Origin of the sequence: Dokdonia sp. Asnod1-B02 (assembly GCF_045063955.1) — a bacterium.
Lineage (GTDB): Bacteria > Bacteroidota > Bacteroidia > Flavobacteriales > Flavobacteriaceae > Dokdonia.
In genome coordinates, this window is sequence record NZ_JBEFNW010000002.1 from 152,029 (window position 1) to 171,897 (window position 19,869).

The window sequence follows — 19,869 nt, forward strand, 5'->3', positions numbered from 1 at the left end:
ATTTATGGTCTTAGCTCAACGGCTAATGTATTATTGATTATTTCTGTTAGTACAGTGTTAGAAAGCATCTTTTCTCTTATTCCTTTAACGCAATCATATGTATTCAATCTATCTTGATTTTCTTGTGACGGCAAAGTCCCTAAAAGCATTATAATTTGACTATTTCTAAGCTTTCTGAGATGATATTTATCAAGAAATTCCCATCCATTCATCACAGGCATATTAAGATCTAAGAAGATAATATCAGGATTAAATCCTGCATCTAATACCTTAATTGCCTCTTCTCCATTAACAGCTACCAGAATTTCAGAAAAAAGCGAAGACCTCTCTAAAATTATTTTATTAAAGAAAGTTATTGGTTTGCTATCGTCTATTATTAAGGCTTTATAAGTCAAGCTAGTGAATTATTCTGAGTACAATTAGACAATACATTGTTATATACTTTCAATACATTATCTAGTATGTCGAAGGATAGTGGTTTATTAATAAAGTCAATAACCTTATAATTTTGAATTGTTTTATTTACGTGCTCTGGGTTTGAGGAACTAGAGAGAATAATTACTTTAATATCTTTTCTGAAATCTGAGCACATCTTCTCGTATTCATCTAAGAATTCCCAGCCATTCATAGCTGGCATATTTATGTCTAAGAAAATAAGATCTGGCTTAGGCGCTTCTCCTGATTTTACCTGAGATAAAAATGCAAGACCTTCGTGTCCGCTTTGAACAGTCTTAATGTGTTCAAAGGAGTTGTGCTTAATAACGACGTGCTGATTAAAAAAATTTACGGCTTTATCGTCGTCTATAAGGAGGACTTTCATCATGTTATTGCTAGGGAGTATTTGAATTGCTCACAAATAACAAAAAGTTGAGCATTCATTTTAGCCAATCAAGAAAAATTTTTATTTATTCGACCAAATATCATATTTAAACGGCTAAATACCTAATCAAATAGCATTGTTTGCACCAACTATTAATAAAAGTTAATAAAATGAGCCATTTCCACACTTATTTACTCTTAATGTAGGGCCTTCTCATTTTTTTCATCTATCCAATCTTGTCCTTTTCGACGTCTCATGAAGTTGTCATAATGTCTCATGTAAAAGACATTGTACAAGGCTTTCCTGAGGTTAGAAAAATTTCGCGGAAGCGATCTTAAACTCATACTAAATCCAGGCGTTTCATACTTCATATAATGCCAATATCCTTCTGGCATATATAAGGTCTCACCGTGGTTGAGGTGGCATATAAACCCCTTAGCTTCCTTAAGCTTAGGGAACTCTTCATAATCTGGATTATCAAAATTGATATCCTCTCTTGTAATTAGAGAATAAGGTACTTTGTAAAGGTTAGGCGTTTCACTAGGAGGGAATAATACACATTGCTTTCTACCTTCAAAATGGAAATGCAAAATATTTGCCCAGTCTATATCATGGTGCATAAATACCTTACTTCCCTCGCCTCCAAAAAAGAGCATAGGTATCTGCTTGAGTAATCTCAAACCTATTTTAGGAAATTTAAAATCGTTTTTAAGAGAAGGGACCTCCTTCATAAGGTTATATAAGAAGATGCGATAATTAGTAGGTCCTTTTTTAAGTAAATCTATATAATCGCTCATACTCATTGTAGCATGAGCTTGGTTAAAGCCTTCATCATGCTTTACAGGTCTATCATCATAAAGAGGCACTTCTTTATCACCAGCCACCTCCTTGATGTAAGAAAGACGCCATTTCTCATAAGCATCCCAGTCATCTACTAGATGCTCGATCACTACAGGTTTCTGGGGCTTCACGTAATCCCTTACAAACTCCTTCTTAGTTATGGAATGTACTCTGGGAATGGATTGTAACTGCATAATAAATAGAATTAATTAACCTAAATAATCAAATACCTAAAAGCACTAACTCCCTGATGGGAGTTAGTGCTTAGTATAAAACTATTTTATATACCTACGATATTTACAAACCAGCAGTTCTCTTTATTTTAAAGATTTTCCTGCAAGCTTTGCTTCTTCGTTTCTATCGATTTTGTGTCCAGGTCTTGACCATTTTGGCTTTTCACCTAATGACTCAAACTTTGAATCCACGGCTTCTACAGATGCTGGCTGCGCCTTTTTTACAAATGGTTTTTGAGGAGTAAGACCTAGTAGGTCAAACATCTTCATATCCTCATTTACATCTGGATTAGGTGTAGTAAGAAGTTTATCTCCTGCAAAAATAGAATTTGCACCAGCAAAGAAGCACATTGCTTGCCCTTCTCTACTCATATCTGTTCTACCTGCAGATAGTCTCACTTGCGTTTGTGGCAATACAATTCTCGTAGTTGCTACCATACGTATCATCTCCCAGATAGAGATAGGATCAATATCTTCCATTGGAGTTCCTGGTACCGCAACAAGTGCGTTTATAGGCGTAGATTCTGGCTGCGGATCTAGTTTTGCGAGCGCTACAAGCATTCCTGCTCTATCTTCTATTGCCTCACCCATTCCTATAATTCCACCAGAACATACCGTAACATTTGTTTTACGTACGTTTGAGATGGTATCAAGACGATCCTCAAAAGCTCTTGTAGAAATTACATCTTTATAGTAATCTTCTGAGGTATCTAAGTTGTGGTTGTATGCGTATAATCCTGCTTCTGCAAGACGTTCTGCTTGATTCTCGGTTACCATACCTAGCGTACAGCATACTTCCATATCAAGCTTATTAATCGTGCGCACCATTTCTAGCACGTTGTCAAATTCTGGTCCATCTTTTACATTACGCCATGCCGCTCCCATGCATACACGAGAACTTCCAGACGACTTTGCTCTTAATGCCTGCGCTTTTACTTGCTGTACAGACATTAAATCATTTCCTTCTATATCTGTGTGATATCTCGCAGCTTGCGGGCAATACCCACAATCTTCTGGACATCCACCAGTTTTAATAGAAAGTAACGTAGAAACTTGTACTGTATTAGGATCGTGATGCTCGCGATGTGTAGTTGCAGCTTCATATAAAAGCTCCATCATCGGTTTATTATAAATAGCGAGTATTTCCTCTTTGGTCCAGTTGTGTCTTATTTCTGTCATAACGTAAAAATATGAAATAGTCTTAAGCAAGTAAACGGCTATCGCTTGATTTTTTTTGAGATTTTAATAACCCTTGCTTGTGTAATATAAGATATGGTGGTTCTAATTACGCTTTCGCGAAAAAGCACGCATAATTCACCTAAGCTCTCTCCACAATAATACTTACCGCATTTCCTCCGAAACCAACAGCATTCACAAGTATCTTTTTCAGTTCGCTATCCTTAGATTTATCTTTAAGATATGGAACTCCTATAAAACGTTGTTCTTGTAACATTTTTACAGCAAGCTCAAGGCTTAATAACCCACTAGCTCCAAAAGTGTGTCCTATTTTCCATTTATTAGTAGTAAGCATAGGCACCTCTTCTCCAAAAACTTTCTTTATTGCTGCCATCTCAGAGGTATCTCCCTTAAGAGTACCTGGAGCGTGCATTACAATTGCATCTATTTCTGAAAGATCAGTCCCATCAAGTGCCATTGCAATTGATTTCTGGAAACACTCACCTTCACTAGAAATAGAAACTGCATGTTCTAGCTTTTCTGTAGCATAACCTACGCTAGTCACGTATGCCAGTGCATTTTTCTTCTTGCCCAGTTCTAGACAGGCCATTGCTGCACCTTCGCCTAAAACCATTGTATTATTTTTCTTAAAAAGATTGAGCGCCATACTTGGATATGCACTTGTTCCCTCTTCTGTAGGTGTAAGTTTCATTGCTCTTATTTGAGCAATTGTAAATGGAGTAAGCGCTGCCTCAGAACCTCCTACTAAAAACTTTTTGGCCATTCCAGATTGTAACCAAGCCACCCCATTAAGTAATGCGTGTAATGCAGTACTACAAGTAATAGAGTGAGAAATATCTGGACCGTTAGATTTTAAATCATTTGCTAGCCATGAAGATATATTACCTAATGTAGTAGATGGAGATGCTTGTGTAGGTACAATATTACGTTCCTTATAAGTCTCAAAAAACTTTTCAAAAAGCTGCGTTGCTCCTCTTGATGACCCTACATTAATTCCAAAATCACCGTCTTTCCATCCTGCTTGTGCTACAGCTATTCTTCCTGCATATATAGCATAAAGAACAGATGGATCTATGCGTAAATAGTTTTTATCTTCTCGACGTATAGCCTGAATGGCTTTTTGCCCTTCTGGTGTTAACCTTGCCGTAAATGCTTCTAGATCTTCTTCCCAAGCAATTTTTGTAGTTGTTTCTTGGTATGCGTTCCACTGCTCTTCAGCATTTGAACCTAATGGAGAGATAGAACCTAGACCGGTAATGGCTATGGGAGTTTTCAAAGTATAATTTAATTTTAGTTTGCGTACACAAAAGTACAATTTCGCGTAAGCGTACCCCATCAATTTGCAAGTTTTCTTGAAAAGTTCTGTAACTTTTACAGCCAAAACGGTACCTATCTAAAAATCAATCACAATGGATAATCAAAACGAACTTATAGAACGCCCTAGCTGGTGGAAACGCAATTGGAAGTGGGCAGTGCCCGCAGGAGGATGCCTTACCATAATCATTATCGCAGTCATTTTGATAGTGGGTGGCGCCTTTGCTTTTGCAAATAAAATTAAAACAGCCTCTGGAAGCGACGAAGCGCTCATTCAAGTTCAATCCAATCAAGAAGTGATCGCTGTGCTAGGCACACCTATAGAAAGTGACGGTTTTGGGAGTTTTAACATCTCTATTAATAATGGAGAAAAAAGAAGTAACGCCACTACTCCCATAAAAGGCCCTAACGGAACTGGCGTCATACATATCATCACCAGCGGTGAGGATGATGAGAAAGTGTATGAGGTTTATAATGTAACTATAGACGGCAGCGACCAAGTCATTGAGCTGGAGCCAAAAGCGATAGAGTAATCCTTAAAAATGATCTAAAGCCTCTTGTATTGCCGTATAAACCTGAGTGAGCTCATTATCTGTAATCACATACGGCGGAAGCACATAAACAGTATTACCTAGCGGTCTAAGTGCCACGCCGCGTTTCATAAAAAATTGGTAGAGCTCATCACGTAAATTCCCATAGCGCTCCATTTCTATGTTGAGATCTATGGCTATAATTACACCTTTTGTGCGTACATCTCGCACTTTAGGATGCGCTGCTACTTGTTGTGCAAATACTTGATGTGCCTTTTCTATACGCTTTCGACTGTCTGTAATTTCTGAGCTTTGCAATACTTCCATTCCTGCAATAGCAGCGGCGCAGCCTACTGGGTGAGCGCTAAATGTATGTGCATGAAAAAAACCTTTGTGCACCTCGTCGCTCAAAAAGCTATCAAAAACTGCTTGCGTACAACTTGTAATACTAAGCGGAAACATTCCTGCAGTAAGTGCCTTGCTCAAGCACATTATATCTGGCTTGTTTTCCAATTGGTCACAGGCAAAAATGGTTCCCGTTTTTCCAAAACCAGTCATTATCTCATCTGCAATGGTGAGTACATTTGCCTCTCGGCATTTTTTAATGAGTGCATCAAGACCATTTACAGAGTGAAATTTCATTCCGGCAGCTCCTTGCACTAGTGGCTCAAAAATAAAAGCAGCGCATTTATTTGTTGCGAGTATCGCATCTAGCTTAGCCATCACTTCCTCTAGATTATCTTCTTGAGGGGTAGGTATTCTTACAACTTTAAGTAAAAAATCTTCAAAAGGTCCATTATACGAGCTCAATCCAGAGGCACTCATTGCTCCAAAAGTGTCTCCATGAAAACCGTCTTCAAAAGCGATAAGTGTATCTCTCTTATCACCTTTATTGTGATACAACTGGATGGCCATTTTTATAGCTGCCTCAACCGCTGTAGATCCGTTGTCATTAAAGAAAATCTTCTCTTGATTTTCTGGTAGTATCTCCATTAACTTTTCAGCAAGTGTGATTGCTGGAGGATGTGTAAACCCACTAAACATTACAAAATCCAGCGCCTGCATCTGCTTATGCATTGCCGTTGTAATATGCTCATTGCCGTGACCATACATGGCGGTATACCATGAAGCAATACCGTCTATATATTCTTTACCATCTTCATCATACATTACCGCTCCCTTTGCTCTCGTAATCACAACAGGATCCTGCGCAGTCTGATGTTGCGTGAGCGGATGCCAGAGATGTTTTTTATCTTTTTCTTGAGTAGTCACAGTAGTAAATTTTGAGTAAAGTTAGCTAAGGAATTGATTATCTTAAATCTCTAGTTAGTAAAGATCTATAGGGCTTGTAAGCTTTCGCGAAAACGTTCTGCATATTCTGCTATTACATTTTCATCAAAATAAGGCTCTTCATCAATGCGACCTATGATGGTAACACCAGTCATCTTCTCAATGATTGCCTCCGTTGTAGGATGTTCTTCTCCAGAAAAAATAATTCCAGCCACAGAGAGCCCTCTTGCTTTGAGTAGCTCGATAGTCAATAAGGTGTGATTTATACTTCCTAAATAATGACGAGATACTACAATCACTTTATCTGAAGGCACTATTAAATCGGCTATGGTTTCTGTATTATTTATAGGTACGAGTATACCACCGGCTCCTTCTACTACGAGAGGTTTAGTCGTTTCAGGACGCTTTATAGAGGCGGCAGTAACTGTAATGCCATCAATCGCTGCAGCAGCGTGCGGACTCATAGGTGTCTTGAGCGAATAACTATTATCGTGATATTGCGATATTTCATTATTAACTAGACGCTTTACTTTATGCGTATCACTATTATCAAGATCTCCAGCCTGTATTGGCTTCCAGTAGTCCGCTTCTAGTGACTGTGTCACGATTGCTGCAGCTACCGTCTTTCCAACATCTGTAGAGATTCCTGTTATAAAATATGTCTTATTTGATTTCATTAAATTTTGTTTTACAGTTATCACAGCGATACTCGTATTTTGTATAAAATGGAAGCGCGCCAAAAACAAAACCTAGGAGAAAAGCTCCTAGAGATCTAATATCTGAAACGGTTGTAAAAAGTGCAACTTCCTCACTATTACAATTGGGACAATGCACAGGTGAACCATCTTCGGCAACAGAATACGCTGAGATTTCACTTAAGATTTCTTTCGCTCTTGACTCTTGATCTGAGGGCACTCGTAGTTTTACACCTCCAATGGCATTACTCACTAGCGGATCTGTATCTATTGTATAATTATCTGCTAGAAAAGCCTCAATACCTTCTGCAAGTAAACGACCTTTAAAAATTTGAGCTTCACTTGAATATTGAAACTGAGCAATAGTTACAAATGTGTTTGACATAGCACAAATATAATCTTCACATTACATATTAGTAAGCTATAACTGCGCTTTTAAAATAGCCAGCAATGCTGTTATTTCATCTTTCGTATTATATGCGTGTAGGCATATCCGTAAGCGCTCTTGACCTTCTGGAACTGTGGGTGATAAAATAGGCTTCACTTCAAAATTTTCCTTTTCAAGCTTTCGCGAAAGCGTTCTAACCTTTTCATTACCCACCACCACAGCACAATGTATGGCAGAGTCACTCTCTATGAAAAAGCTATCAAGCCCTATCTTTTTGACAAGACTATTGAAGTGACTTATAAGTTGCTGTAAACTTCCCACTACTAGCAACTGCGTATCGCTCCGTACATCTAATTGCTCGTAAGCCGCCATTATCGTAGCTACAGCATGTGGTGGCAACCCCGTTGTGTAAATAAATGATCTCGCAAAATTAATAAGATACGCGCGCAATGACTCACTGCATAAAATTGCTGCTCCATGTGCTCCCATACCTTTTCCAAAAGTGATAATACGTGCAAAAACTTCATTTTCTAGCGCCAACTCTTGCACTAAACCAAGTCCTTTTTTACCCATAACGCCCGTTGCATGAGCTTCATCAATTATGAGGTAGATATTATGCTTTTTACAAATTTGAGAAATAGCAGTTAGATCTGGCGTATCACCATCCATCGAAAAAACTGACTCCGTAACAAGATATATCGCCGTTGAAGTTTCTTGATCATCTAGGTGATGCATCGCTTTAAGACGATTGACTACAGTTTCTATATCTGCAATATCATTATGTTTAAACTTATAACCTCTAGCAAGGCTCATCTGGATACCATCACGTATGCTAGCATGAATAAACTCATCATAAAGAATGAGATCACCGCGCTGTGGAACGCTTTGGAAAAAACCAATATTTGCATCATAACCGCTGTTAAACATAAGAGCAGTCTCACTATTATGAATACCAGCAATTAAGGTCTCTGCCTGACTATAAAGTGTATGATTACCAGATAACAGTCGGCTGCCGGTGGCGCCATTTGCAATAATTTGATGTTCGTCTAAGATCTCTTGTGCTCGCTGCGCAATATTTCTAGCAATAGGAAGGCTACTAGAAAAACCCAAATAATCGTTAGATGAAAAATCCACCAGACCTAACGAAGTATTAAGTGTTCGCAAAGAATCACTGTCTCTGCGTATGCTAAGTTTTTTCTGTAGTTTTTCTGGTAACATACGGTAAAGATACTTCACGTGTTTGACATATATAACCCATGGAAGTGATCTTAGTTTCTTACTTTTAAATTCTAAATATTCTACTATGAGATTTTTATGTATCGCCCTTTTACTCACTAGCCTTTGTTATGGACAAACTAATGCGTACGAGATATCTTTTGATAACGCACACCACCACGAAGCGCAGATAGCTATCACTTTTCCTGAACTCAAGAAAAAGACCATAGTGGTGCGCATGAGTAGATCCTCACCAGGACGCTACGCAATACATGAGTTTGCAAAAAACGTTTTTAATTTTAAGGCTACAAACAGCAAGGGAAAGGCGCTAGAAGCAACACGCCCAGATCCATACTCTTGGGAGATTAAAGATCATGATGGAGAGGTAAACGTATCATACACACTATTTGCAAATAGAGCAGACGGCACGTACTCGCAAGTAGATGAGTCGCACGCACATCTCAATATGCCAGCAACGTTCATGTTTATGGAAGGAGAAGACCACCGTCCAATTGAGATAAATTTTAAACTAAGGAAAGATTTGAACTGGAAAGTAGCGAGCCAACTCAAAAAAATAGACGATGCACGTTACAGCGCACCAAACTTGCAATACTTTTTAGACAGCCCGACGGAGGTAAGTGATTACCAGCTTAGAGAATTTACTGTAGATGGTCAGAACATACGTTTTGCATTACATAGTGATGACACCTCAGAAGATTTTGATACCTATTGGGAGAAGGTAAAAGCTATTGTACTGGCGCAAAAAAAAGTGTTTGGAACATTACCTACCTATGATTTTGGCGAGTACACCTTTCTTGCTTGTTATGCTCCGCACGTTTCTGGAGATGGGATGGAGCACCGCAACAGCACGATACTTACAGACAGAGAGTCACTAGCAGCAGGAGGAATGGAAGGAAATATAGGGACTGTCTCTCACGAGTTTTTCCACTCTTGGAATGTAGAGCGCATACGTCCTGCAGATCTGGAGCCTTTTGACTTTACAGCGGCAAATATGAGTGGCTCACTTTGGTTTGCCGAAGGTTTTACAAGCTATTACACAAATCTTATACTTGCCCGCGCCGGTGTTATCACTAGTGAAGACTATGTAAAAAGTCTCAACGGGACGTTTAACTACGTTTGGAACTCACCTGCCCGCAACTATTTTAACCCGATTGAGATGAGCTACCAGGCGCCCTTTGTAGACGCCGCGACCTCTGTGGATCCTGTAAATAGAAACAACACCTTTATCTCCTATTACTCATATGGTAGTGTACTCGGGCTTGCGCTTGATCTCTCACTACGCCAGCAAGGACTTAATCTTGACGATTATTTTAAAGCGGTGTGGAATCAGTTTGGAAAGAAGGAAATCTCTTATTCTATACAAGATCTTGAGAACGTCCTAGCTGAGTATGCGGGTGACGCTTTCGCGAAAACGTTCTTCTCTCAATATATTTATGATAGTCAAATGCCAGATTATCAAAACCTACTTACAAATGCGGGGCTCACAATCACACAAGAAGCAACAAAGCCATACCTAGGAATACGAATAAACGCTACTGAAACTGGATTACGCATTGCACGAGCTACCTCAAAAGGAACATCAGCCTATACAGCCGGCCTTAATGAAGGGGATCTTATTACTGCCATAGATGGCACGGAGTTAAGAACTAGTGAGGCTTATGAAACTTATTTGAATTCGCTTATCGTAGGACAGACGATAGCTGTAAACTATGAGCGATTTGGCAGAAAACTTACAACTAAACTAACAGTAAGCGCAGACCCCACCTACACAATAACAATGAATCCTAACCCAAGTAAAAAACCTAGCAAGCTCAGAAAATACTGGCTTCAAGAAAAATAAAAAGGTAGCTTTTACAAGTTATATCCCCAATACTAAAAATAGTATTGGGGATTTTTTATGCGTGATTTTTGAATAAAATTATTGTTTTTCAATAATTTTTATATCTTTGTTATTGTAAAACGATAATATATTACAATTATGAAAAAAATTAAAATTCTTTACGTAACTACCATTCTTATGGCGATTATGTATATAATAGGTTACTTAACCACATTTATTGTTATAGGAAGAGCTTCGGGTAATTATGTTTATACAGGAAAAGAACTTGTATTTGGAAGCTATAATATATACATGAATGATGCGCAATCTTTAATAATTTTTATCGGCTTAATTGTCAGTATACTTAGTCTAAAAAGTATAGTTAAAGAGGGCTACTTTTCAATAAACGCCAAAAGATTAATGAGTATAGCTGGATACATCTTTTTCTTCTCAGGCGTCTTGATGACCATTTTAGATATTGTAAGACTTAAAAGCGGCGGTGAGTCATTAACAATAATTTATATTATTTTAATGGATTTTATGTTTATACTACTTGGCTTTATAGTCCTTATCATTGCAGATATGGCTCAAACGGGATACCAACTCAAATCTGAAAACGATTTAACTATATAACCTATGCCTATAACTATTAACTTAGACAAGGTACTGGCAGATCGTGAGATGAGAAGCAAAGAGCTTGCAGAGATTGTAGGTATTACAGAAGCAAACCTCTCTATCCTTAAATCCGGCAAGGCAAAAGCAGTGCGCTTCTCTACGCTAGAAGCCATATGTGAAGCGCTAGATTGCCAGCCAGGAGATATTCTAGCGTACACGCACACTTAAAAAAGTGATAACATGGTCAACTATAAAAGGGCAGAAAGTGATAACGAACTCCAGCAAATTCTAAACATTCAGAAAAAAGCGCTAAAAACGAATGTATCACAAGAGGAGCAAAAGGAACAAGGATATGTTACTGTACCGCATACTTTTGAAATCTTAAAGAAAATGAATGACGCCTGCCCACATTTACTAGCAGTAGTAGATGGGAATGTGGTTGGTTATGCATTAACAATGCTCGAAAGCGCTCGCTATGAAATGCCAATTCTCACACCTATGTTTGATATTGCAGATGGACTATATCCTAATAAAAACTATCTCGTGATGGGACAAATCTGTATAGACAAACCATATAGAGGTAAAGGAATCTTTAAGGGGCTCTATTCATATTACAGAGATGAGCTTTCCTCACAATTTAAATGTCTTATTACTGAGGTCGCAACACTCAATACACGATCACTTAATACTCATAACGCCGTAGGATTTAAAATCCTAGAAAATCATGTTTCAGAAGATATATGTTGGGAAATCATCTCTTGGGAGTGGTAATCACTACCCTACTTGCACTTCTTCCCATCGTCCATTATAAGGATCTGTGCCCGCATCATACAAATCTAATGCTAGCAATTGTGTAATTTCTTTTGCTCCCATAAGTGCATCATCTAACTCAGCATAATTAGAAAGATTAAAACGTCTATTTTCATCGTACCACAAGTTGACTTCATAAAAATCTTTTGCATTGAGAAAAACAGCTACATAATTCAACTCATCATACTGCACCCAATCACCCCACTCAATAGGACCTATTGCAGACATGTCTCTAAAACGATTGGCTTTAAAATTAAACCGATAGTACTTGGAGATAGAAAATCGTAAACCCAACATAAAGCAAGTAGTACCAAAATAAGCATACCCTCCTACGTGTTTTAAATCTGTAAAACACCGGTATAAACAGAAAAGAGCTATCGTGTAACACGCAGCTGCAATGATATTCTCTAGAAGAGTTCTTGAGCCTTGGGAGATTACTACATCCTTTTTTTCCATACTTTAATAATACAAAAAAGCCCAAACTCTAGGTAGAGTTTGGGCTTTTAAACTTATTTCAATGCGCTTTAATCTGCTAGCACAATCACTTTATTGTTGTTCATCTCTACAGTACCACTTGCAATGACAAGTGACCACTTACCGTCTGGTGTTTTGGTAAATTTACCTTCCTGACCTGCGGCAATTGTAGGATTTCCTTCAAATTTTACAGTACCTGCTCCTAGTAAAGAAACCGTTGCTGCGTGATTATCTAACATTTGGTATTCACCATTCACACCTGGTACAGTAACCGATGATACTTCACCGCTTACAAGAGATGCCTCTGGAGTTACAATTTCTAAATGCATAGTATATTATTTTGAGTACGCTTTCGCGAAAGCGTAATTAAAAATCTCTTAAGCTTCTTGAAGCATTTTTTCTCCTGCTTCGATTGCCTCTTCGATAGTTCCTTTAAGGTTAAATGCTGCTTCTGGAAGGTGATCTAACTCTCCGTCCATAATCATATTAAATCCTTTGATAGTTTCTTTAATATCCACTAGACATCCTGGGATACCTGTAAACTGCTCTGCTACGTGGAATGGCTGAGAAAGGAAACGTTGTACACGACGTGCACGTCCTACTGCCATTTTATCTTCTTCAGATAATTCCTCCATACCTAAGATGGCGATAATATCTTGAAGCTCCTTATAACGCTGTAACAACTCTTTTACACGCTGCGCAGTGTTGTAGTGCTCGCTTCCTAATATCTCTGCAGTAAGGATACGTGATGTAGAGTCTAGAGGATCTACCGCTGGGTAAATACCAAGCTCTGCAATCTTACGTGAAAGTACTGTTGTTGCATCAAGGTGAGCAAACGTTGTTGCTGGTGCTGGATCTGTTAAATCATCTGCAGGTACGTAAACCGCCTGTACAGATGTAATTGACCCTCTTTTTGTTGAAGTAATACGCTCTTGCATCGCTCCCATCTCTGTTGCCAGAGTAGGCTGGTAACCTACGGCAGATGGCATACGTCCAAGTAGTGCAGAAACCTCAGATCCTGCTTGTGTGAAACGGAAGATATTATCTACGAAGAAAAGTACATCTTTTCCTTGTCCTTCTCCTGCTCCATCACGGAAATACTCAGCTATAGTAAGTCCTGAAAGTGCAACACGTGCACGTGCTCCAGGTGGCTCATTCATTTGACCGAAAACGAAAGTAGCTTTAGAGTCTCTCATTCCCATTTTATCTACTTTAGAAAGATCCCATCCTCCTTCTTCCATAGAGTGCATAAAGTCATCTCCGTATTTGATAATACCAGACTCAAGCATCTCTCTCAAAAGGTCATTTCCTTCACGTGTGCGCTCTCCTACTCCTGCGAATACAGAAAGACCACCGTGACCTTTTGCAATATTGTTAATCAACTCTTGAATAAGTACAGTTTTACCTACTCCTGCTCCACCGAATAAACCAATCTTACCTCCTTTTGCATAAGGCTCAATAAGGTCAATTACTTTAATACCTGTAAAAAGTACTTCTGTAGATGTTGATAAATCTTCAAATTTTGGTGCGCTACGGTGTATTGATAAACCAGCATCACCTGCCTTAGGCAAGTTATCCATTCCATCAATAGCATCACCTATAACATTAAAAAGGCGTCCATAAATATCTGGACCCACAGGCATTTGAATAGGCGCTCCAGTCGCAACTGCATCTACCCCACGGCTTAATCCATCTGTAGAGTCCATAGAGATTGTACGTACCGTATTTTCTCCAATGTGTGACTGTACTTCAAGAACAAGTAGTGCTCCGTTTGAATTTGTAACTTCTAGTGAATCGTAGATTTTTGGTAACTCAGATCCGCTCTCGAAAGCGACGTCTACTACCGGGCCTATAATCTGTGCAACTTTACCTGTAACTTTTGACATTAGTATCTATTTAATGTTTAGCGAAATAAAAGCGAAAAAATTATCGTTTTTCGTGGTGCAAAGATACTGTTTAATATTTTATACAAAAATGCAAAATGTAAGTTTTTATAAGCCTTTTCGTGATTCCGATGATTCAACGATTAAAGAATATACACGGCGGCTGTAATAATTTGATTTTCTTTAAAATAGATGCAAAATAAAAGGACTTATCCAGCTTCTAGCGAATAAGTCCTTTTATAAAAAATTAAATAATCTAGTTAGCGAGCATTCTAAAATACCCTAAGTAAAACAGTAGATTATTAAAATATTACTCAACCGTAACCGACTTTGCCAAGTTACGTGGTTGATCTACATTTTTACCAAGCATCAATGCTATGTGGTAAGATAATAACTGTAACGGAATAGTAGCCAAAATTGGAGTAAGAGGCTCTAGCGTCTCCGGAATTTCTATCACGTGATCTGCAAGTCTTTTAACCTCCGTATCACCTTCTGTAACAATACCGATAATCTTACCGCTACGTGCTTTAATTTCTTCAATGTTGCTCACCACCTTCTCATAATGACCCTTTTTCATTGCAATAACAAAAACTGGCATCATTTCATCTATGAGAGCAATAGGTCCGTGCTTCATTTCTGCCGCAGGATAACCTTCAGCATGAATATAAGATATCTCCTTAAGTTTAAGCGCTCCTTCAAGTGCCACTGGAAAATTATAACCACGTCCTAGATAAAGAGCGTTAGGCGCATCTTTATATTGTGCAGCAACAAGCTCTGCTTGATCATTACATAATAATGCTTTTTCAACTTTTGCTGGGATACGTTCTAATTCTTGTAGATATTTTCTAAACTCAGAATCGGCCATTTTACCTGTTGCTTGAGCAAGTCTTAAGGCGATTAGAGTAAGTATTGTTATCTGAGTAGTAAAAGCCTTTGTAGATGCAACACCAATCTCTGGACCTGCATGTGTATATGCTCCTGCATCTGTTATTCTAGAAATAGAAGAACCTACAACATTACAAACACCAAAAACAAACGCTCCCTGTTCCTTAGCAAGTTTAATTGCCGCCATTGTATCTGCAGTTTCTCCACTTTGAGAAATTGCTATGATAACATCATCCTTAAAAACTACTGGGTTACGATATCTAAATTCTGAAGCATACTCAACCTCTACCGGCACACGAGCAAACTCTTCAAATATATACTCAGCTACAAGTCCTGCGTGCCATGATGTACCACAAGCTATTATAATAATACGTCGAGCGTTTTTAAACTTCTCTATATTATCATCAATACCTGCCATTTTGATAATACCTTCTTTAACGAGCATTCGCCCACGGAAAGTATCTTTAATTGCTTGAGGCTGCTCATAAATTTCTTTAAGCATAAAGTGATCATAACCACCTTTTTCTATTTGCTCTAGATTAAGCTTCAACTCCTCTATATACGGATCAACTAAAGAATCATCTTTAATTTTACGTACTTTTAATTTCTTATGATTGCGTATTACCGCCATCTCACCATCCTTAAGATAGATGGTCTTATTTGTGTACTCAATAAATGGCGTAGCATCTGAAGCAATGAAGAATTCATCTTCGCCTACTCCAATAGCAAGAGGACTTCCTAAACGGGCAACCACGATTTCGTCAGGTTTTGTTTTATCAAAAACCGCAATTGCATAAGCACCTATGGTTTGGTTAAGTGCAATTTGCACTGCCTTACCTAGCTTAACTCCTTCATTTTTCTTTACATCTTCAATTAAGTTTACTAATACTTCAGTATCAGTATCTGATTGAAAAGTGTAGCCACGCTTTATTAGTTCTTGACGCAAAGCATCATAATTCTCTATAATTCCATTGTGAATGATTACTAATTCACCAGAATTAGATAAATGTGGATGACTATTAACATCATTAGGAACACCATGAGTTGCCCATCTTGTGTGCCCAATACCTATACTACCTGTCGTAGAAATTTCAGATTCTAGTTTTGAACGCAAATCTGCAACTTTACCTTTTGTCTTAGAAACCTTCAGATCAGTACCGTCATACAATGCAATTCCTGCACTATCATAACCTCTATATTCTAGTCTCTCTAAACCTTGAACGACAACTGGGTAAGCATCCCTATGCCCTATATAACCAACTATTCCACACATACTTAATAAATTATTATAGTCCTAAAGCTAAACCACAAGGGCTGTTAGGATCAATTTCTTCTGTTATTGTATAATACAATCTTAATCTTAATTTCTTCTCTTCATCAGAACTTGCCGTTCCATGTAATATAGTTCCCTCTGGAGAAATCACTCCAGAAAATGGAACTCTCTGCCCATCTTCCACACCACCTGTACCACCAATTAACGCTGTGTTATCAATAGTCACATTTTGAGAGACAGACAAGGCCAATCTCACATTTGTAGAGTCATTTTTAATGATATTATTTATGTGCTGTGTAAGACGTATTCTATAACTGACACCATTACTTGAAAGATCACCATCTATTTCTCTAGAAAGTCGACCTAAGTGGTTAGTTCTTGTATCAACTACTCCATCATCTCCTGTCGTATTATCGATAAGAGCATCTAGCAGTGTAGCATTATTTTCATAATCATAAATGAATATTCTCTCCGGCTCTAGCTCTCCACTACTACCAATACTCAGTTCGTCTTGTTGAACATAAAATTGCAAGTTTGCTTCGTTAACAATAATATTACATGATCTTAAAGCTTCCAACTGATCTGCTACACCGTTGTCATCCTCATCTGCCCCAAATAGATCAATTAACGCAATACTTCCATCACCACCTTTTAGATACAAGTTTTCTTCGCCATCAATTAAATTTTGAGAGTCATTAAAACTGGTAGATCCTATAGGACTCTGACTAAAATCGTTTTCATATGCTATTGCACGCACACCCGAAGACCTTAAAGATATGTTTCCAGTTCCTGTTGAAACCTCATCACCTGAATCATCTACTGTCGAATCCTCATTAGTAAAAGAATAGTATATAGTAACATTTAGGTTTGCAACATCAAATAGAATAGCACTTCCCTTATCGTCAATAGCTTCTGCTTTTAAATATAATCCTCTAAAATAATCGTTTACCGTATTTTGATTTAACAATGTACCTTGACCTTCTTGGTCAATGATTGTCTGTTTCCAATAATCTAAGACAGCGGCATCGCCAGCATTTCCGTTTGTGTATGAAAGTCTAATTCTTGGACTCAATCTATCTACCTCATTAGTTCCATCTGGATCGCCAGCATCGTCAAGATTTGGCGTAGTCAATACGATTTCGCTAGCATCTGGCACAAAACCTTCTGCTTGCGTTCCATTAGCTGACTCATCACGCACCTCAAATAACAAATCCCCTTCTACTCCTTGAAATTCAGAAATCTCATTAGAATAATAAATTGCTGAGCTTTCGAAGTCTTCAGCAGGATCCAGACTATTCAAAAAGAAATTTGATCTGTAAACAGATAATTTCATTTGACCTGGAGTATTCCCAAAAATAGAGTCTAGTGAATAAGTAGAATTTCCATCCGTATCCGTTTCTTCTAATGTAGAATAATACGGAAGTGAGAAAACAACAGAATCAATTTCAGTTTCATCACCAAAATCAGGATCAGTACTAGACAAAGCTACCTGAGTTAACAACGAACTAGTTGTAGAACCATAAGTTGGGTCTTTATAGAAACCAACAACTCCAACAGATGTACCACTAGTTTGAACCCCATTAAAACCTGAGGCATCTGCATAGTTCCGACTGTAAGCTGCGATTTTTAAATCTTGAGCAAGCTCTGTATCAAAGTTGACTTCCCCTACAATACTAGTCCCTATAGAACCAAACTCGTCCTCGCAGGAAATAATCAACAGCGCAAGCCCCAAAACCATGGCTGCTTGCTTAAGCATTTTATTCAATCTCATAAATAGTCTATTCTTCTAAAACTTGAGTAGTGTAAAAATCTTCGTAAGCCTGAGGGAACTCCTCTTTCTTCTTATACGACAAAACAGGAATTTTAGTCGTATTAAGGATTTTCATTAAGTCTTCATTTAACTCCTGAGAACCTACAATTGCAGCATCACTATTTTTAATAGTAACCTTCATAAGGTTTTCGTAAGTAGGATTTTCCAATTCTTTTATAGTTTCTGGATCTATACCATCAAAAGCGATTTTATTAATAAGCTCCTCATTAAGAGACCCCTCAAATCCTTGATTATATATAGAGGTCACTATTTTGCTCTTTGAAAATAATGGCTCACTTGCATAGTAATGCTTAAGATATAATGGCAATAAAGATGCTAGCCATCCTTGAACGTGAATAATATCTGGCGCCCAGTTTAGTTTTTTAACCGTCTCCACAACTCCTTTTGCAAAGAAAATGGCACGCTCGTCGTTATCAGGAAAAAGATTTCCTTCTTCGTCTGTAAAAGTCGCTTTACGCTTAAAATACTCTTCGTTATCTATAAAATATACCTGAATACGCTCCTTAGGTATAGAAGCAACCTTTATAATAAGTGGCATATCAAAATCATTGATAACCAAATTCATTCCAGATAATCTAATTACTTCGTGTAGTTGATGTCTACGCTCATTGATATTACCGTAACGCGGCATAAAAATGCGTATTTGCCCACCCTTGGAATTAACCATTTGAGGAGCTTCAAACGACATAGAGGCAATCTCGGTCTCTGGTAGGTATGGAATCACTTCAGATGACACGTATAATATCCTCTTATCTTTCATATATGTAAAAATTAGGTTGTTAATCTATTCAAAAAACACGCAAAAGTACAAATTTTTACGCACTTAGTCTTAATATTAGTAAGTTTGCATCCCGTTAAAATTTTAATAAAGTGCAAGCAATAACAGCTCATAAACAGATTTCTAAGATCGTCCATCAAGCAAAAAGCAATGGCAAATCCGTAGGTTTTGTCCCTACAATGGGCGCCCTACATCATGGACATGCATCACTTATTGATTATGCACTCAAAGATTGTACCCTAATTATAGTAAGCATTTTTGTTAATCCTACACAATTCAATAACGCCTCAGACTTAGACAAGTATCCTCGCACTCTCAATAAAGATCTAGACTTTCTAGCGCATTATGGAGATAAAGTGCTAGTCTACGCACCCACGGCTACAGAAGTTTATGGAAATGAGGTCTCCTCTACCCCTTATAATTTTGGAGCCATAGAGAAGGTTATGGAAGGAGAGCACAGACCAGGACATTTTGATGGTGTAGGCACTGTTTTAAATCTCCTTTTTAGACAAGTAAATCCAGACAAAGCATATTTTGGAGAGAAAGATTATCAACAACTCGCTATTGTGCGCAAGCTTGTAGAAAAAGAAAAACTACCTCTAGAAATTATAGGCTGCCCTATTCACAGACAAGAAGACGGCCTTGCCATGAGTAGTCGCAATGCACGACTTACTGAGACTCAACTTGCTATTTCGCCTTTTATTTATGAAGTGCTGCAGTATGTGAAGAATAATTTTGACACGCACTCTGCACTACAATTGAGAAAATATGTTTCAGCGGCTTTTGAGAAAAAAGAAGGTCTCGAGCTTGAATACTTTGAGATTGCAAATATTAAAAATTTAAGTACGCTTTCGCGAAAGCGTAAAAATCAACAATACCGAGCTTTTCTTGCCGTTTATGCTGGTGAGATTAGACTTATAGATAATATAGCCCTAAATTAAACTTATTATTACCTTTG

Annotated in this window: 21 protein-coding genes; 6 read left to right on the forward strand and 15 right to left on the reverse strand. The window is 38.0% G+C overall.

Annotation, left to right across the window (positions count from 1 at the left end; all coding sequences use genetic code 11):
- Nucleotides 1–2 precede the first annotated feature (2 nt).
- From ACJJVU_RS00640 to ACJJVU_RS00660, 5 genes are all read right to left on the reverse strand, one after another.
- Nucleotides 3–395: a response regulator gene (locus ACJJVU_RS00640; RefSeq protein WP_405221142.1), complete on the reverse strand. Its 393-nt coding sequence runs from the start codon at nt 393–395 to the stop codon at nt 3–5.
- Nucleotides 392–823: a response regulator gene (locus ACJJVU_RS00645; RefSeq protein ID WP_298322729.1), complete on the reverse strand. Its 432-nt coding sequence runs from the start codon at nt 821–823 to the stop codon at nt 392–394. Before ACJJVU_RS00645 ends, ACJJVU_RS00640 begins: the two co-directional genes overlap by 4 nt.
- 194 nt (nt 824–1,017) lie before the next feature.
- Nucleotides 1,018–1,854 carry a cupin-like domain-containing protein gene (locus ACJJVU_RS00650; protein ID WP_405221145.1) on the reverse strand — a complete coding sequence of 279 codons (837 nt, stop codon included), beginning with the start codon at nt 1,852–1,854 and terminating at the stop codon, nt 1,018–1,020.
- A 123-nt stretch (nt 1,855–1,977) separates the two neighbouring features.
- Nucleotides 1,978–3,072, reverse strand: coding sequence for a biotin synthase BioB (gene bioB, locus ACJJVU_RS00655; protein ID WP_405221148.1), 1,095 nt, complete (start codon nt 3,070–3,072; stop codon nt 1,978–1,980).
- A gap of 139 nt (nt 3,073–3,211) precedes the next feature.
- Nucleotides 3,212–4,366: a beta-ketoacyl synthase N-terminal-like domain-containing protein gene (locus ACJJVU_RS00660; protein WP_405221151.1), complete on the reverse strand. Its 1,155-nt coding sequence runs from the start codon at nt 4,364–4,366 to the stop codon at nt 3,212–3,214.
- 133 nt (nt 4,367–4,499) lie between these two features.
- On the opposite strand from ACJJVU_RS00660, the gene ACJJVU_RS00665 reads away from it, so the two are divergent.
- Nucleotides 4,500–4,937, forward strand: coding sequence for a cytochrome c oxidase assembly factor Coa1 family protein (locus tag ACJJVU_RS00665; protein ID WP_405221154.1), 438 nt, complete (start codon nt 4,500–4,502; stop codon nt 4,935–4,937).
- Nucleotides 4,938–4,940: 3 nt separating this feature from the next.
- On the opposite strand, the gene bioA is transcribed toward ACJJVU_RS00665, so the two are convergent.
- From bioA to ACJJVU_RS00685, 4 genes are all read right to left on the reverse strand, one after another.
- Complete coding sequence (gene bioA, locus ACJJVU_RS00670; RefSeq protein WP_405221157.1) at nt 4,941–6,206, reverse strand: adenosylmethionine--8-amino-7-oxononanoate transaminase; 1,266 nt, start codon at nt 6,204–6,206, stop codon at nt 4,941–4,943.
- Nucleotides 6,207–6,271: 65 nt separating this feature from the next.
- The gene (gene bioD / locus ACJJVU_RS00675) at nt 6,272–6,901 is read right to left on the reverse strand and encodes a dethiobiotin synthase (RefSeq protein ID WP_405221159.1); all 630 of its coding nucleotides are present in this window, start codon (nt 6,899–6,901) and stop codon (nt 6,272–6,274) included.
- The gene (locus tag ACJJVU_RS00680; RefSeq protein ID WP_298322749.1) at nt 6,888–7,304 is read right to left on the reverse strand and encodes a DUF2007 domain-containing protein; all 417 of its coding nucleotides are present in this window, start codon (nt 7,302–7,304) and stop codon (nt 6,888–6,890) included. The genes bioD and ACJJVU_RS00680 overlap by 14 nt, the downstream gene beginning before the upstream one ends.
- Before the next feature lie 36 nt (nt 7,305–7,340).
- Nucleotides 7,341–8,525, reverse strand: coding sequence for an aminotransferase class I/II-fold pyridoxal phosphate-dependent enzyme (locus tag ACJJVU_RS00685; protein ID WP_405227405.1), 1,185 nt, complete (start codon nt 8,523–8,525; stop codon nt 7,341–7,343).
- Between the two features lie 85 nt (nt 8,526–8,610).
- On the opposite strand from ACJJVU_RS00685, the gene ACJJVU_RS00690 reads away from it, so the two are divergent.
- The 4 genes from ACJJVU_RS00690 to ACJJVU_RS00705 all read left to right on the forward strand — a co-directional run bounded on the left by ACJJVU_RS00690 (nt 8,611) and on the right by ACJJVU_RS00705 (nt 11,748).
- A complete protein-coding gene (locus ACJJVU_RS00690) occupies nt 8,611–10,383 on the forward strand; it encodes a M61 family metallopeptidase (RefSeq protein WP_405221162.1) in 1,773 nt (590 codons plus the stop codon).
- 138 nt (nt 10,384–10,521) lie between these two features.
- On the forward strand, nt 10,522–10,995 hold the full coding sequence (locus tag ACJJVU_RS00695; protein WP_405221165.1) for a DUF2975 domain-containing protein: 474 nt from the start codon (nt 10,522–10,524) through the stop codon (nt 10,993–10,995).
- A 3-nt stretch (nt 10,996–10,998) separates the two neighbouring features.
- On the forward strand, nt 10,999–11,205 hold the full coding sequence (locus ACJJVU_RS00700) for a helix-turn-helix domain-containing protein (RefSeq protein ID WP_405221168.1): 207 nt from the start codon (nt 10,999–11,001) through the stop codon (nt 11,203–11,205).
- A gap of 12 nt (nt 11,206–11,217) precedes the next feature.
- Nucleotides 11,218–11,748: a GNAT family N-acetyltransferase gene (locus ACJJVU_RS00705; protein ID WP_405221170.1), complete on the forward strand. Its 531-nt coding sequence runs from the start codon at nt 11,218–11,220 to the stop codon at nt 11,746–11,748.
- Nucleotides 11,749–11,751: 3 nt separating this feature from the next.
- Here ACJJVU_RS00705 and ACJJVU_RS00710 read toward each other — a convergent pair whose 3' ends face one another.
- From ACJJVU_RS00710 to ACJJVU_RS00735, 6 genes are all read right to left on the reverse strand, one after another.
- A complete protein-coding gene (locus ACJJVU_RS00710; RefSeq protein WP_405221173.1) occupies nt 11,752–12,243 on the reverse strand; it encodes a hypothetical protein in 492 nt (163 codons plus the stop codon).
- Nucleotides 12,244–12,311: 68 nt separating this feature from the next.
- Nucleotides 12,312–12,590 carry a F0F1 ATP synthase subunit epsilon gene (locus tag ACJJVU_RS00715; protein ID WP_405221176.1) on the reverse strand — a complete coding sequence of 93 codons (279 nt, stop codon included), beginning with the start codon at nt 12,588–12,590 and terminating at the stop codon, nt 12,312–12,314.
- A gap of 48 nt (nt 12,591–12,638) precedes the next feature.
- On the reverse strand, nt 12,639–14,147 hold the full coding sequence (gene atpD / locus ACJJVU_RS00720) for a F0F1 ATP synthase subunit beta (RefSeq protein WP_108877678.1): 1,509 nt from the start codon (nt 14,145–14,147) through the stop codon (nt 12,639–12,641).
- A 307-nt stretch (nt 14,148–14,454) separates the two neighbouring features.
- A complete protein-coding gene (glmS, locus tag ACJJVU_RS00725) occupies nt 14,455–16,302 on the reverse strand; it encodes a glutamine--fructose-6-phosphate transaminase (isomerizing) (RefSeq protein WP_405221179.1) in 1,848 nt (615 codons plus the stop codon).
- A gap of 13 nt (nt 16,303–16,315) precedes the next feature.
- The gene (locus ACJJVU_RS00730; protein ID WP_405221182.1) at nt 16,316–18,073 is read right to left on the reverse strand and encodes a DUF4270 domain-containing protein; all 1,758 of its coding nucleotides are present in this window, start codon (nt 18,071–18,073) and stop codon (nt 16,316–16,318) included.
- A 7-nt stretch (nt 18,074–18,080) separates the two neighbouring features.
- Nucleotides 18,081–18,893, reverse strand: a complete 813-nt coding sequence (locus ACJJVU_RS00735; RefSeq protein ID WP_405221185.1) for a glycogen/starch synthase — start codon at nt 18,891–18,893, stop codon at nt 18,081–18,083.
- 110 nt (nt 18,894–19,003) lie between these two features.
- Here ACJJVU_RS00735 and panC point away from each other — a divergent pair, with 110 nt between their 5' ends.
- Nucleotides 19,004–19,852 carry a pantoate--beta-alanine ligase gene (panC, locus tag ACJJVU_RS00740; protein WP_405221188.1) on the forward strand — a complete coding sequence of 283 codons (849 nt, stop codon included), beginning with the start codon at nt 19,004–19,006 and terminating at the stop codon, nt 19,850–19,852.
- Nucleotides 19,853–19,869 lie beyond the last annotated feature (17 nt).

What these genes read in the sequence shown, in the direction of transcription:
- ACJJVU_RS00645 (WP_298322729.1), bottom strand. Translation starts at nt 823, where the DNA reads ATGATGAAAGTCCTCCTTATAGACGACGATAAAGCCGTAAATTTTTTT.
- ACJJVU_RS00650 (WP_405221145.1), bottom strand. Translation starts at nt 1,854, where the DNA reads ATGCAGTTACAATCCATTCCCAGAGTACATTCCATAACTAAGAAGGAG.
- bioB (WP_405221148.1), bottom strand. Translation starts at nt 3,072, where the DNA reads ATGACAGAAATAAGACACAACTGGACCAAAGAGGAAATACTCGCTATT.
- ACJJVU_RS00665 (WP_405221154.1), top strand. Translation starts at nt 4,500, where the DNA reads ATGGATAATCAAAACGAACTTATAGAACGCCCTAGCTGGTGGAAACGC.
- bioD (WP_405221159.1), bottom strand. Translation starts at nt 6,901, where the DNA reads ATGAAATCAAATAAGACATATTTTATAACAGGAATCTCTACAGATGTT.
- ACJJVU_RS00680 (WP_298322749.1), bottom strand. Translation starts at nt 7,304, where the DNA reads ATGTCAAACACATTTGTAACTATTGCTCAGTTTCAATATTCAAGTGAA.
- ACJJVU_RS00685 (WP_405227405.1), bottom strand. Translation starts at nt 8,525, where the DNA reads ATGTTACCAGAAAAACTACAGAAAAAACTTAGCATACGCAGAGACAGT.
- ACJJVU_RS00690 (WP_405221162.1), top strand. Translation starts at nt 8,611, where the DNA reads ATGAGATTTTTATGTATCGCCCTTTTACTCACTAGCCTTTGTTATGGA.
- ACJJVU_RS00695 (WP_405221165.1), top strand. Translation starts at nt 10,522, where the DNA reads ATGAAAAAAATTAAAATTCTTTACGTAACTACCATTCTTATGGCGATT.
- ACJJVU_RS00700 (WP_405221168.1), top strand. Translation starts at nt 10,999, where the DNA reads ATGCCTATAACTATTAACTTAGACAAGGTACTGGCAGATCGTGAGATG.
- ACJJVU_RS00705 (WP_405221170.1), top strand. Translation starts at nt 11,218, where the DNA reads ATGGTCAACTATAAAAGGGCAGAAAGTGATAACGAACTCCAGCAAATT.
- ACJJVU_RS00710 (WP_405221173.1), bottom strand. Translation starts at nt 12,243, where the DNA reads ATGGAAAAAAAGGATGTAGTAATCTCCCAAGGCTCAAGAACTCTTCTA.
- ACJJVU_RS00715 (WP_405221176.1), bottom strand. Translation starts at nt 12,590, where the DNA reads ATGCATTTAGAAATTGTAACTCCAGAGGCATCTCTTGTAAGCGGTGAA.
- atpD (WP_108877678.1), bottom strand. Translation starts at nt 14,147, where the DNA reads ATGTCAAAAGTTACAGGTAAAGTTGCACAGATTATAGGCCCGGTAGTA.
- glmS (WP_405221179.1), bottom strand. Translation starts at nt 16,302, where the DNA reads ATGTGTGGAATAGTTGGTTATATAGGGCATAGGGATGCTTACCCAGTT.
- ACJJVU_RS00730 (WP_405221182.1), bottom strand. Translation starts at nt 18,073, where the DNA reads ATGAGATTGAATAAAATGCTTAAGCAAGCAGCCATGGTTTTGGGGCTT.
- ACJJVU_RS00735 (WP_405221185.1), bottom strand. Translation starts at nt 18,893, where the DNA reads ATGAAAGATAAGAGGATATTATACGTGTCATCTGAAGTGATTCCATAC.